This is a genomic window from Mesosutterella multiformis (assembly GCF_003402575.1).
Classification (GTDB): Bacteria; Pseudomonadota; Gammaproteobacteria; order Burkholderiales; family Burkholderiaceae_F; genus Mesosutterella; species Mesosutterella multiformis.
The window spans coordinates 238,319-251,994 of sequence record NZ_BGZJ01000002.1; the positions used below are offsets into that span (position 1 = coordinate 238,319).

At 50.3% G+C, this 13,676-nt stretch carries 6 protein-coding genes, 4 pseudogenes and 1 CRISPR repeat array; of the genes and pseudogenes, 3 read left to right on the forward strand and 7 right to left on the reverse strand.

Features of this window, described 5'->3' with window-relative positions; translation table 11 throughout:
- Positions 1-145 precede the first annotated feature (145 nt).
- Entirely contained in the window at positions 146-634 is a 489-nt protein-coding gene (locus M4NBBH2_RS11710; protein ID WP_125064666.1) for a hypothetical protein, read from the reverse strand.
- A 225-nt stretch (positions 635-859) separates the two neighbouring features.
- Positions 860-1,666, reverse strand: a complete 807-nt coding sequence (locus M4NBBH2_RS09755; RefSeq protein ID WP_116270801.1) for an HNH endonuclease — start codon at positions 1,664-1,666, stop codon at positions 860-862.
- A 91-nt stretch (positions 1,667-1,757) separates the two neighbouring features.
- Here M4NBBH2_RS09755 and M4NBBH2_RS09760 point away from each other — a divergent pair.
- A pseudogene (locus tag M4NBBH2_RS09760) lies at positions 1,758-2,486 on the forward strand (IS256 family transposase); the annotation flags it as partial.
- Between the two features lie 37 nt (positions 2,487-2,523).
- Here M4NBBH2_RS09760 and M4NBBH2_RS09765 read toward each other — a convergent pair.
- A pseudogene (locus tag M4NBBH2_RS09765) lies at positions 2,524-3,051 on the reverse strand (IS256 family transposase); the annotation flags it as partial.
- A 57-nt stretch (positions 3,052-3,108) separates the two neighbouring features.
- On the opposite strand from M4NBBH2_RS09765, the gene M4NBBH2_RS09770 reads away from it, so the two are divergent.
- The gene (locus M4NBBH2_RS09770) at positions 3,109-4,356 is read left to right on the forward strand and encodes an IS256 family transposase (RefSeq protein ID WP_116269216.1); all 1,248 of its coding nucleotides are present in this window, start codon (positions 3,109-3,111) and stop codon (positions 4,354-4,356) included.
- Positions 4,357-4,420: 64 nt separating this feature from the next.
- A CRISPR array of direct repeats spans positions 4,421-6,594; the repeat unit is 28 nt; unit sequence CTTTTCTCTGCCTACGCAGAGGTGTTTC.
- A 197-nt stretch (positions 6,595-6,791) separates the two neighbouring features.
- Positions 6,792-8,444, forward strand: coding sequence for an IS1634 family transposase (locus tag M4NBBH2_RS09775; RefSeq protein WP_116269242.1), 1,653 nt, complete (start codon positions 6,792-6,794; stop codon positions 8,442-8,444).
- Positions 8,445-8,861: 417 nt separating this feature from the next.
- Here M4NBBH2_RS09775 and M4NBBH2_RS09780 read toward each other — a convergent pair.
- The 4 genes and pseudogenes from M4NBBH2_RS09780 to rtcR all read right to left on the reverse strand — a co-directional run.
- A pseudogene (locus tag M4NBBH2_RS09780) lies at positions 8,862-9,578 on the reverse strand (IS30 family transposase); the annotation flags it as partial.
- A 38-nt stretch (positions 9,579-9,616) separates the two neighbouring features.
- Entirely contained in the window at positions 9,617-10,864 is a 1,248-nt protein-coding gene (locus tag M4NBBH2_RS09785; RefSeq protein WP_116269219.1) for an IS256 family transposase, read from the reverse strand.
- 56 nt (positions 10,865-10,920) lie between these two features.
- Positions 10,921-11,214: pseudogene (locus M4NBBH2_RS09790) on the reverse strand (helix-turn-helix domain-containing protein); the annotation flags it as partial.
- Positions 11,215-12,052: 838 nt separating this feature from the next.
- Positions 12,053-13,660 (reverse strand): RNA repair transcriptional activator RtcR, encoded by a 1,608-nt coding sequence (gene rtcR / locus M4NBBH2_RS09795; protein ID WP_116270806.1) that lies wholly within the window; start codon positions 13,658-13,660, stop codon positions 12,053-12,055.
- Positions 13,661-13,676 lie beyond the last annotated feature (16 nt).

The window sequence follows — 13,676 nt, forward strand, 5'->3', positions numbered from 1 at the left end:
GCACAAATTCCTTACCTTTCTCAAAACTGCATTATCCGCAAGCGAAAAGGGAACGCCGTGATTTTTGATGGAGCGAGCCGAAGGAATTCAGACTGTAAAAAAGGCACCCTGCTATTTGAAGAGCAGGATGCCTCTTATTCAGATACTAGCGGGGACCGCCGGGAGGTTCACCGGGGCCGCCCTGACCGCCGGGACCGCCATTTCCTGGCGCGGGTCTGTTCCCTTGTCCAGGACTGCGGCCGTTATTGGGGGTGGGACCATTTCCCTGACCGGGACCTCTGCCGTTCCCTTGAGCGGGGCCTCGTCCATTATTCATGCCGGGGCCCGCGGGGCGTCCCGGCTGAGGGCCGCGCCCCTGATTACCGGGTCCCGGTCTCGCGGGGCCGTTTGGCTGCGGACCGTTCGGACGGTCGGGTCCATTCATTCCCGGACGGCGGAGTTCCGGATTAGGTCCCGGTCCATCGAAACGAGGACGGGGTTCCGGACGGGGTTCAGAATGCGGGCGGGGAGGCGGGTTCGGTACCGGCGCGTAGCCGACGTCGCCCACGTAGTACCCGTCGTCATACACCGCGCAGCCGGAAAGCAGCGCGACCGGAATCGCTGCCGCGGCCCGAAGAAATGTTCTGCGTCTCATAGTGCACAGCTCCTTTCTCTCAGAGAAGGAATGTTCTTAAGAACATTGTAGGCGCGGGAGAAATGCCGAGATCGTGGATTTTGTATCAGTTTCAGACATCAAAAAGCCCCGATGTCCGGGGCTTTACTGATTTTCCGTGAGGATCAGCAATGCGGCATTCAAAGAAAAGCACAAACGCTTTACGTTTCTGAAAACTGCATTGTCCGCAAGCGGGGAGCCAGGCGATCAGGAATTCTCATCCTTGATGACGTTGCCGTTTCCGATTCGCTTCAGGAACTGATTCCGCTGGTACTCCAGGTAGGGGAGGTGTCGGGAATCGACGAAACGCAGCTTCATTTCGGGTGTCACTCCGAGAGCTTTGAGTTCCTCAGCCTTAAGGTACGGGCTGATCAGAATCTTCCCGTCGTCTGCGAAGCTGATCAGGAACTTGTCGAAAAGCGCGTCAAGGTTCGCGGAAAGGAGGAACCCGTTATAGCCGTCCAGCCGCTCATTCCCCGTCTCACAGTCTTTCCAGGGCTTCGCATGACTTGCCCGAAGCACTTCAGGCACCCCAACACCGGTCACGGCGCAGCGGCCTCCCCAGATCTCTTCAAGACGGGTGCGATAAAGCTGCTGACCGGACCGTTCGCTCGTAACGGTCTCGGACTCAGTATCGGCGAGCGACACCTCAACTTCAGTGTCTTCTTCAGCAGAAGTCGGGAAGAAGTCAGAAGGCAGCGTTGAAAGCTGTTCGCGGCATTTGTCGGCAACTGCCTGGAATATTGCTTCAGTTTCGATGCGAAGAGAACCGTCCGGCAGCACTTGCAAATTCGGGAAAGCGTCCTTCAGCTTTGACTGAAATTCAGCATTAGTGAACTTCAGATCCACATAGAGGAACTGATCCTTTTCCGTTGGCTCACCAACTAGCGTCCCAGTTAAACCATGGCGCTCATAACTCTGCAGAGTCCATTGATTTGGATGATCAGGAAGAGATCGGGCATAGATTCCTCCCTGATCCAGCAGTGTTTTAGGAATGAAAAGGCGTGAAAGCATTTTCCAGTTCTCTTAATTCTCAGTGCAAAGTGCGAGGGTGAGGAAAATTTTGTGGGTGACTCTGAGATAATTGCTCTTGGAGGAGCCTCAAATGAAACGAAAGACAGACCCCTTGGATAGTGTTGCAGGACAGATTTTAGAAAACGCCAAGAAATCCGGGCTTGAGATTAATACCGCAGAGGATGCGGAAAATCTTATGGCCCATATGCTCGGTCGGCTGCTGACTCAAATGCTTGACGGTGAAATGACCAATCATCTCGGTTACGAAAGAGGCGGTAAACGTGTCACCGAAAATGAGCGTAACGGGCATAGTTCGAAAACCCTCAAATCGTCCAGCCTTGGAAATATCCGTATTGACGTACCCAGAGACCGCAAGGGAGAGTTTGAGCCGAGGGTCGTTCCTAAGCATAAACGCCAGCTGGCGGGGTTTGAGGACAAGGTTCTGGCCTTGTACGCCAGAGGGCTCTCAACCCGGGAAATTCAAGGCTTTCTCTATGATGAATACGGTATGGAGACCAGTGCCGAATTTATCAGCGATGTTACGGACGCCATCCTTCCTGAGGTTGAAAAATGGCAGAACCGTCCTCTGGATCCGTTTTATACAACTGTTTTCTTTGACGCTATTCGAGTCAAAATCCGAGGTGATAATGGCATTGTTACCCCGAAAGCGGTCCATCTTGCCTTGGGCGTAAACGCCCAGGGCCGCAAGGAAGTTTTGGGGATGTGGGTCGCTGATAACGAAAGCGCAAAATATTGGCTTAAGGTCTTCACTGAACTCAAAAACAGGGGGGTGTCTGATATTCTGATTGCTGTCACAGACGAGGGTGTGTAATTTTTTGTGGGCGGCTCGTTCAAGGTTAATCGATGTAGGGGGTGATTCGGTCACCAAATAGCACAACCAATTCTCTCATAGCGGCACTCCAGTATGGAGAAGGCCGCACCCATCTTTTCTCTACTTTCCGGATTGCCAGAAAGAGAAGTTTCAAAGCAGCCGTTTCAGTAGGGAAAGCAGCTCGGGTCTTAATTACTTTTCTTAGATCCCGATTAAGGCTCTCTATGGCATTGGTTGTATAAATAAGTCTGCGGATATTTGGGGAAAAATCAAAGAAGGGGATCACCTTATCCCAGGAATCGATCCACTGTTTGGCGATGTAAGGGTATCTGAGCCCCAGTTCCGACTGTGCAAAAGCGTCCAGTTCCTTCCGCGCATCAGCCGCGTTTACGGCCCGGTAAATGGGCTTCAGCGCGCCGGCTACGGCCTTGTAATCCTTATATCCGACGAATTTCAGACTGTTCCTGATCAGGTGAACAATGCAGGTCTGCAGCAGAGTGTTGGGAAAGGCAGCTTCAAGCGCCTCCTTCATTCCCTTGAGTCCGTCTGTGAGAGGGTGAGGAAAATTTTGTGGGTGACTCTGAGATAATTGCTCTTGGAGGAGCCTCAAATGAAACGAAAGACAGACCCCTTGGATAGTGTTGCAGGACAGATTTTAGAAAACGCCAAGAAATCCGGGCTTGAGATTAATACCGCAGAGGATGCGGAAAATCTTATGGCCCATATGCTCGGTCGGCTGCTGACTCAAATGCTTGACGGTGAAATGACCAATCATCTCGGTTACGAAAGAGGCGGTAAACGTGTCACCGAAAATGAGCGTAACGGGCATAGTTCGAAAACCCTCAAATCGTCCAGCCTTGGAAATATCCGTATTGACGTACCCAGAGACCGCAAGGGAGAGTTTGAGCCGAGGGTCGTTCCTAAGCATAAACGCCAGCTGGCGGGGTTTGAGGACAAGGTTCTGGCCTTGTACGCCAGAGGGCTCTCAACCCGGGAAATTCAAGGCTTTCTCTATGATGAATACGGTATGGAGACCAGTGCCGAATTTATCAGCGATGTTACGGACGCCATCCTTCCTGAGGTTGAAAAATGGCAGAACCGTCCTCTGGATCCGTTTTATACAACTGTTTTCTTTGACTCTATTCGAGTCAAAATCCGAGGTGATAATGGCATTGTTACCCCGAAAGCGGTCCATCTTGCCTTGGGCGTAAACGCCCAGGGCCGCAAGGAAGTTTTGGGGATGTGGGTCGCTGATAACGAAAGCGCAAAATATTGGCTTAAGGTCTTCACTGAACTCAAAAACAGGGGGGTGTCTGATATTCTGATTGCTGTCACAGACGGACTCAAGGGAATGAAGGAGGCGCTTGAAGCTGCCTTTCCCAACACTCTGCTGCAGACCTGCATTGTTCACCTGATCAGGAACAGTCTGAAATTCGTCGGATATAAGGATTACAAGGCCGTAGCCGGCGCGCTGAAGCCCATTTACCGGGCCGTAAACGCGGCTGATGCGCGGAAGGAACTGGACGCTTTTGCACAGTCGGAACTGGGGCTCAGATACCCTTACATCGCCAAACAGTGGATCGATTCCTGGGATAAGGTGATCCCCTTCTTTGATTTTTCCCCAAATATCCGCAGACTTATTTATACAACCAATGCCATAGAGAGCCTTAATCGGGATCTAAGAAAAGTAATTAAGACCCGAGCTGCTTTCCCTACTGAAACGGCTGCTTTGAAACTTCTCTTTCTGGCAATCCGGAAAGTAGAGAAAAGATGGGTGCGGCCTTCTCCATACTGGAGTGCCGCTATGAGAGAATTGGTTGTGCTATTTGGTGACCGAATCACCCCCTACATCGATTAACCTTGAACGAGCCGCCCACAAAAAATTACACACCCTCCTTTGACGCGGTCGCTTATGCCGCTGGCTTTTCTCTGCCTACGCAGAGGTGTTTCCCACTTTATTCTCTACAGCCATGTCCTCAACCCCTTTTCTCTGCCTACGCAGAGGTGTTTCCACTCTTGCGAGACGATGCCTTTCGACCGCCTTCTTTTCTCTGCCTACGCAGAGGTGTTTCCCCTGATAAGCACCAGCTTTCCCCGGGTGATGACTTTTCTCTGCCTACGCAGAGGTGTTTCCCATCACTTGGCTCCTGTATTTGGAATGAAGTTCTTTTCTCTGCCTACGCAGAGGTGTTTCTGTACTTTCGGACATCGCTGTCAGTCTTCACCCCTTTTCTCTGCCTACGCAGAGGTGTTTCCCCCTGAGCGGAAGTCTCTGCCGGAGATGCCGGCTTTTCTCTGCCTACGCAGAGGTGTTTCCAGCAACATCTTTCAAAGCCTTCATAAAGGAGAGCTTTTCTCTGCCTACGCAGAGGTGTTTCTGCTGTCCGGGGCATTGCACCCCTGTCACTTGCCCTTTTCTCTGCCTACGCAGAGGTGTTTCCCCCCACGTATTTCGCTAACTGGCGGACGGAAACTTTTCTCTGCCTACGCAGAGGTGTTTCCAGGTTTGTAGCAAACCCCGTAGTTCCCTGTAGCTTTTCTCTGCCTACGCAGAGGTGTTTCCTTGCCCACGTGCTACAGATTTTTCCTGTGGATACTTTTCTCTGCCTACGCAGAGGTGTTTCTAACAGGAACCATATGTGCGTTTTTTGCACATACTTTTCTCTGCCTACGCAGAGGTGTTTCCACTGAGCGTCCGTGGCTTCAAGGAGTCTATGTCTTTTCTCTGCCTACGCAGAGGTGTTTCTAACCAAACGAAAATTTCCGGGCTCCAACGAGCCTTTTCTCTGCCTACGCAGAGGTGTTTCCGACCGACGCGAGTTTCAGGGGATCCACCATCACTTTTCTCTGCCTACGCAGAGGTGTTTCCCAGTAGTCAGCCACTCTCCCGCTTTGTTTCTCCTTTTCTCTGCCTACGCAGAGGTGTTTCTGCTGATCAGTCAGGCAATGGATGCTGAACCAACTTTTCTCTGCCTACGCAGAGGTGTTTCCTCAAAGCATCCCACCAAAACGACCCCGATTACCTTTTCTCTGCCTACGCAGAGGTGTTTCTCACCAGGTGGTATTTTTATCCGGGCTCGTGGGCTTTTCTCTGCCTACGCAGAGGTGTTTCTCACCAGCAAGAAATTCCGCCTGGATTACCCGCACTTTTCTCTGCCTACGCAGAGGTGTTTCCGACATTCGTATAGCCCCGATTCTCATGGGCGCCTTTTCTCTGCCTACGCAGAGGTGTTTCCCGGCGGAGGGGTGTGCTATTACGACTGTTGGGCTTTTCTCTGCCTACGCAGAGGTGTTTCTAACCAAACAAAAACATTCCGGGTTCTAATGAGCTTTTCTCTGCCTACGCAGAGGTGTTTCTAACCACTGGAACACGCTCAGATCCGGCGAGGACTTTTCTCTGCCTACGCAGAGGTGTTTCTGAGCTCGGGTCGATTCTGGAGAACCTTGAGCTCTTTTCTCTGCCTACGCAGAGGTGTTTCCTTTTTACTCGCAAAGTAAACGAGCGCCGCCGCCTTTTCTCTGCCTACGCAGAGGTGTTTCTGCCAAGAGCTCAGAAACGGCCAGTGCCGCATCCTTTTCTCTGCCTACGCAGAGGTGTTTCCAGATGATTACGACCACCACCTTGAAGGGGGTGCTTTTCTCTGCCTACGCAGAGGTGTTTCTGAAAAAGAAGCCCGATTATATCGCTATCGCAACTTTTCTCTGCCTACGCAGAGGTGTTTTCATTAGCAAAATGATTACAATATCGTCAAATGCTCTTTTCTCTGCCTACGCAGAGATGTTTCCACTAGAAGGTACAACCAAGCATTTATACTTCGCTTGTCTCTGCCTACGCAGAGGTGTTTCCGTGATAGTGATAGTGATAGAAATTATATCGAGTTGTTACTTTTCTCTGCCTACGCAGAGGTGTTTCCCAGACATCAAGCAGCTTTTTCTCCAGCCGATCCTTTTCTCTGCCTACGCAGAGATGTTTCCATCGACACAATCCGAGCAGAGCGACGTCTGGGCTTTTCTCTGCCTACACAGAGGTGTTTCCTAAAAACCGATTTTCGTTAACCCGTAGACCGACTTTTCTCTGCCTACGCAGAGGTGTTTCGTGGTCTCCGGATGTCAACGGACGGGAGGAGTTATCAGGTGCCATAAAAGATTTCACCTAAATTCCCGCTCTGTTAGCTGTATTTTTTAACAAAAGTCTATTGATTTTCCAAATAGAAAATTTAAAAAAGGGTTGATTTATAGGTAAAACATACGTATAATATAGACATATATAATCTCTTTTGCAGCCCTTGCGATATGACTGATCACAATCCGATCCTTCCCGAAGATGCGCGTATTGTCCGAATCAAAGACACAGAGTACGTTGCAATCCATAAGTATTGGTGGGATAAAGAAAAAAAGCGGGGCCAACAAAAAAGGCGATATATTGGCAAGCTTGTTGATGGAAAATTTGTTCCGAACGCAGCTTATGCGGCAGAGCTGAAGCTGACCCGTGTCAAAAAGACCACTGATAAGCGTCAGAAATTTGATCATGACAAAACGTTCGGAACAACCGCACTCCTTACTCAAGCAGCAGAAACCTCGGGTTTAACTGATGATTTGAAGAAAGTTTATGGTGAGGGGAAGGCCGCCATGATGGTAAGCCTGGCGGCATATCAAATCATCAAAAACACTACTTCACAGCATAGATTCAAGATTTTTTCTGATACTAACGCCTTGCCAGCCGGTCTTCCAGACAATATCGAGTCTCAAAGACTAAGTGAGTTATCGCAGGATATTGGCTCAGATACAGCTTCATTAAATCGGCTCTTTGCTCTTCGGGCCAAGCGTCTTCCTGAAACAGAATATTTATCATTCGACAGCACACGAATCGCGTCTGAAAGCCGATCTCTGACAGATGTACGAAAAGGAATTAGTAAACGCGGAGGCTACGAAAACCAGATTGGTTTGGCGCTCCTCTACGGTCATAATTCTGGTGTTCCCCTGATGTTCAGGCGATTCGCCGGAAACGTGCCAGATATAGTCACTATGCATGACCTTCTGACTCGATGGGAAAACATCGGAGTCAGTAAAAAAATTATCTCAATTTTTGATCGGGGCTATTGCAGCCGTGAGAATCTTCGGCTGCTCTGCAAGAACAAGCATCACTTCATCATGGCTGCCAAAACTGATCACTCCTTCATCAGGGACGCCATCGAAGATAATCTTCCCGCTTTCTGGGATATGACGAACAACGTTCGCGGTCACAACCTGACCGCTGTTCAAACCCAGGTCACAATACCAGGCACGAAAGAGGACCCAAAATCATGTAGTGTTTGGGTGTACATCTATTACAGTCTTGCAGTTGCAAATAATGAGCAGGATAAATTTTTATCTGATTTGGTAACCTTTGAAGAAGACTGGATTAACGGGTTAGCCAGCCCTGATTCCAAACTTTTGAGATTCTATGAAACACCTGATAGTGAACCCGGTAAAAAGCCTCTGATCAGAAACAATGATGCTGTCAATGAAAAGGTCAGATACATGGGATTCTTTTCAATGATCAGCGATCGAAAACTTGAGTCGAAAGAAATCCTGGAGATCTACAGAACGCGCGACTGCATCGAGAAATGCTTTGGGGTTATCAAGACTGATGTTGGTTTTACAACTACAAGGGGACACTCCGACGTTTCTGTTAATGGACGTCTCTTGTTAGCCTTCATCGCTGCCACAATTGTTTCCTGGCTCATCAAAGCCATGAGTGTTGAAGTGAAAATAGGGAAGAAATCCTATGCACCTCTGCTTGACGAATATTCTCTCATGGAGCTGCTGGAAGATGTGGGGCAGATCCGTTTCTATAGCTCATCAACAGGAAAAGTTTGGCTCGGGGAAATTTTAGGTCGCCACAGACTCGTTTTTGAGCGACTCGGACTGGAAAACTGCCTCCTGAATCCCGCTATGTATAAGTAAATCGGGAATTCAGGGAGTTATTGATCTTTTCAGCCCCTTTTTAGAGGCTCTTGATTATTCGTCAACGGATAAAAGGGGTGACATGCTTCAGTATCAAGACTGTCCACTCAATGGCGGCGAGACAGCTTTCCAAACGTGAGACCAAGGGCATACAGCATCATCAGAGTGATGCCGATCAGTGCTGCCCGTCGAAAATATCAGGGATATCTGACGCGCCTTTGAACCGCCAAAAAGATCTGGACCAACGATCTCATTTACAGCGTTAATCCTCTGTCAAGCGAACCTTGCGAGATAGTCGCTGAGCTTTTTCTCATAATGTTTTCTTCTCTTTCCATGACAGACTTTTGCCATCACACGGTACTTAACAATCCTCTTAATCGAAATATGTTTTGCCTTTTCTTTTAAAACGGTGAATTATCAAATCAAGTGCAAAGTTACTGAATAAAAGACTTCAGCCGGACACTTCCAATTGAGACGTTTTCTGGGTCTGAAATTCAGAGCATTGAACCGTTTCTGAACTTCTGCCTGAGAAATTTTATCGATACTCATTCCTTTTGGGAAAAAGTCTCTAAGAAGTCCGTTTGTATTTTCATTACTTCCTTTCTCCCATGGATGATGAGGCAAGCAGAAATACACTTTGGTTCTGAGATCTTTCTCCAGTTTTTCAGCCCAGGAAAATTCTTTTCCGCGATCTACGGTAATCGTACGCAGATCCTTATCTGACAGAGATTTCTCAATTACGGCAGACACATCGGCCGCAGTCTTGGAAGCGGTTTTCCCGCCACAGAGAAAGCCGGACTTCCTATCGACCAGAGTCGTGAGGCAGGCTCCGCCCTTTTTTCCGATGACGGTATCGCCTTCCCAATCCCCCAGGCGAGATCTGTTCTGAGCTTCCAGGGGTCGCTCTTCAATGCTGTGAGTGATCTGGATCTTTCCTCGCCTCTCGGTCATGCCTTTACGGTGACGCGTTTTACCGTGGTGTCGCAGGTGTCGGGACATCTTTCGGCCATCCACAAAGCGATCCAGAAAGCCAGAATTGATTCCTCGGTAGATTGTCGTGGCGCTGATCCTTAGATTCGGCAGCTCCTTTCTGAGACGGTATTGAATCTGCTCCGGAGACCAGAATTTCTTAACCGAGGGTGTGTAATTTTTTGTGGGCGGCTCGTTCAAGGTTAATCGATGTAGGGGGTGATTCGGTCACCAAATAGCACAACCAATTCTCTCATAGCGGCACTCCAGTATGGAGAAGGCCGCACCCATCTTTTCTCTACTTTCCGGATTGCCAGAAAGAGAAGTTTCAAAGCAGCCGTTTCAGTAGGGAAAGCAGCTCGGGTCTTAATTACTTTTCTTAGATCCCGATTAAGGCTCTCTATGGCATTGGTTGTATAAATAAGTCTGCGGATATTTGGGGAAAAATCAAAGAAGGGGATCACCTTATCCCAGGAATCGATCCACTGTTTGGCGATGTAAGGGTATCTGAGCCCCAGTTCCGACTGTGCAAAAGCGTCCAGTTCCTTCCGCGCATCAGCCGCGTTTACGGCCCGGTAAATGGGCTTCAGCGCGCCGGCTACGGCCTTGTAATCCTTATATCCGACGAATTTCAGACTGTTCCTGATCAGGTGAACAATGCAGGTCTGCAGCAGAGTGTTGGGAAAGGCAGCTTCAAGCGCCTCCTTCATTCCCTTGAGTCCGTCTGTGACAGCAATCAGAATATCAGACACCCCCCTGTTTTTGAGTTCAGTGAAGACCTTAAGCCAATATTTTGCGCTTTCGTTATCAGCGACCCACATCCCCAAAACTTCCTTGCGGCCCTGGGCGTTTACGCCCAAGGCAAGATGGACCGCTTTCGGGGTAACAATGCCATTATCACCTCGGATTTTGACTCGAATAGCGTCAAAGAAAACAGTTGTATAAAACGGATCCAGAGGACGGTTCTGCCATTTTTCAACCTCAGGAAGGATGGCGTCCGTAACATCGCTGATAAATTCGGCACTGGTCTCCATACCGTATTCATCATAGAGAAAGCCTTGAATTTCCCGGGTTGAGAGCCCTCTGGCGTACAAGGCCAGAACCTTGTCCTCAAACCCCGCCAGCTGACGTTTATGCTTAGGAACGACCCTCGGCTCAAACTCTCCCTTGCGGTCTCTGGGTACGTCAATACGGATATTTCCAAGGCTGGACGATTTGAGGGTTTTCGAACTATGCCCGTTACGCTCATTTTCGGTGACACGTTTACCGCCTCTTTCGTAACCGAGATGATTGGTCATTTCACCGTCAAGCATTTGAGTCAGCAGCCGACCGAGCATATGGGCCATAAGATTTTCCGCATCCTCTGCGGTATTAATCTCAAGCCCGGATTTCTTGGCGTTTTCTAAAATCTGTCCTGCAACACTATCCAAGGGGTCTGTCTTTCGTTTCATTTGAGGCTCCTCCAAGAGCAATTATCTCAGAGTCACCCACAAAATTTTCCTCACCCTCTCTTAACCAGCAGATTTGAGACAATCCTTGTCAGCAACGAGTCAGACTTCAGAATGTTTCTCTTTCCGCAATGCTTTCTCTGTCTCTGATATCGGGCCTGCGCGGCACAGGGATCATAGGCAGCTGAAGCCCCATCCTGGGCCGATACAGCCTTGTTTCGCTTCAGTTCGCGGGAGATCGTAGAAACATTTTTCCCAATCGCACATGCAATTTCAGACAGGGATTTGCCTGAAATCGTTAAAGCCGAAATAAATACTCTGTCCCGAAGAGTAAGATGATGATAGTGGCTCATGAGCTCCCTCTATAGTTATCTTGACAATCTCTATTATGGAAGCTTTATGGGCCACTATTCTTTTCTCAGGCTTTGCACTTGAAGTGATAATTCGCCAGCTTTTTAGACGGCGAAGTCTTTGCTGATATTCCGATTCCAGATTTTCAGAACCTGAAGTATCTCAAATCGTTTCTCCCAAAGTCGGGAGCTTTTCTCCCAAATAGAGGGTGATTTTGGGAGAAAGACGCAGTCGGTTGGGAGAAAGGTAATGGAAAGAGCGCTGGCATCGACGACTGTCTCGAAAAGCCATGTCTCAACAGAATCGGTTCCGGACTCCTGACTGGTTACGCCAGAGTTGGAAGTCTTTGGCTTATAAAGCTTTTTTTTGATGGCGAAGTTTTCCGCCGGAATTCCGATTTCAGATTTTCAGAACCTGAAGTATCTCAAATCGATTCTCCCAAAGTCGGGAGCTTTTCTCCCAAATAGAGGGTAATTTTGGGAGAAAGAGGCGGCCGGTTGGGAGAAAGGCGATGGAAAGAGCGCTGGCATCGACGAATGTCTCGAAAAGCCATGTCTCAACAGAATCGGTTCCGGACTACTGACTGGCTACGCCAGAGTTGGAAGTCTTTGGCTTATAAAGCTTTTTTTGATGACGAAGTTTTCCGCAGGAATTCCGATTTCAGGTTTTCATAACCTGAAGACTCCAAAATCGTTTCTCCCAACGCCGGGGGCTTTTCTCCCAAATAGAGGGTGATTTTGGGAGAAAGAGACGGTCGGTTGGGAGAAAGAAAAGAGGCAGCACTGAAGGTACCCGTGGCAGAAAATCGCTCTCCTGACCTTTCAGAACAGATTCCCGCGGTTACCCCGCTTCCGTCTCCGTCACCTGTTTCCAGCTGAGTCCAAACCCCGCGAGGTATTTCCTCAGGCGGTCCGAGTCATTCGTGCTCTTTCGTTTCTTGAAGGATTCCGCGAAGAGTGTCCGGCCCGCTTCTGACATCGTTTTCGAGTGCCGGCAGACCCGGATCACGAGAGCGAGCTGCGGGATATCGAAGAGGTCGAGGCGCGAGACGGCTTCGTCCCCCAGCACTTCTTCCACGAGATCCCGGTCCGCGTTTCCGTCCCCCGCGTCCTCTTTCCAGGAGTCGCGGAGACGCCGGAATTCACTTTCCACGAGATCCGTCGTGATGCGGCCGCTATCCGACAGCACCGCCATCCGGGTCGCGACCCCCGAGAGATCGCGGAAGTTGCTGGTCCAGGCGGATTCGGAGTCCGACGCGTACCGGAGGAACTCTTCCTTCGCCTCCTTATTCATGCGGACCAGTTTCCCGAGTTTCCGTGAGGCGTTCTCAAGCTCCACCATGAGGTTCGGCTCAATATCTTCCGGGCGGTCCTTAAGCCCCATGAGGCGGAAGGTCCAGAGGTTGATACGGGCGAGCAGATCCTGCCTGAATTTCCCCTCGCGGATCATTTTTTTGAGATCCCGGTTCGTGCCGCAGATCAATTGAAAGTCGCTCGTCGACTCCGTATCCGACCCCATGGGGTAGAAGCGTTTTTCTTCAATCGCCCGAAGCAGCATCGCCTGTTCGTCCGCCCCAAGCTCTCCCACTTCGTCTAAGAAGAGGAGACCGCCATCAGCCGCCGCGAGAAGCCCGGCCCGGTTTTCCGAGGCCCCGGTGTACGCGCCTTTCTTATGGCCAAAGAGCGCCGACATCGCGGCGTCGCCCCGAAGTGTCGCGCAGTTCAATTCCACAAACGCCCCCGACACCTGGCCGTTCTTCTTTTTCCACTCGTAAATCAGCCGCGCGAGCCGCGTTTTGCCGACGCCAGACGGCCCGGTGAGAAGGATCGGATCCTTGGACCGCTCACAGACCCGGGTGATCTCCTCAATCATCCGGTTATAGGCGGCATTCCGGGTGTCGATCCCGGCCTTCAGAAAGTGGTGCGCCTCTTTCCGCTCTAAGGTGAACCGCTCCGCCAATTGATCGTACTTCGAGAGATCGAGATCAATGATGTCGTACTTCCCCGCGATATCCCGCCGCTCGGGGCAGCTCGTCTGCAGAAGCCGCGCCGGGATGATCCGGGACTCCACGAGGAGAAAGAGGCAGATCTGGATCACATGGGTGCCGGTCGTGATGTGGACGAGGTAATCCTCGTTCTCCGGATCAAAGGGGTAGTGCTTCGCGAAGTCGAGGAGCTCCGCGTACACCGCGCCGAAGTCCCAGGGCTTCGGGAATTTCGCGAGGTGGATATTTACTTCGGTGTCCGGCGACACCTGTTTGAAGTCGGATGCCAGCTGCTCCCCAAGCCACTGATACTTTTCCTGACAGAGGAGCTCAAAGCGGTCGACGAGGAGATCATCATGCTGCCCGATCGACACCGTGGGCCGCCACCTCTGCCACCGGTCCTTCCCGCCCCGGGCGTCGAGCGTCGGCCCCGCGAGCCCAATCACAACCGTTTTCTTAGCCATCGTACCGATCCAATTT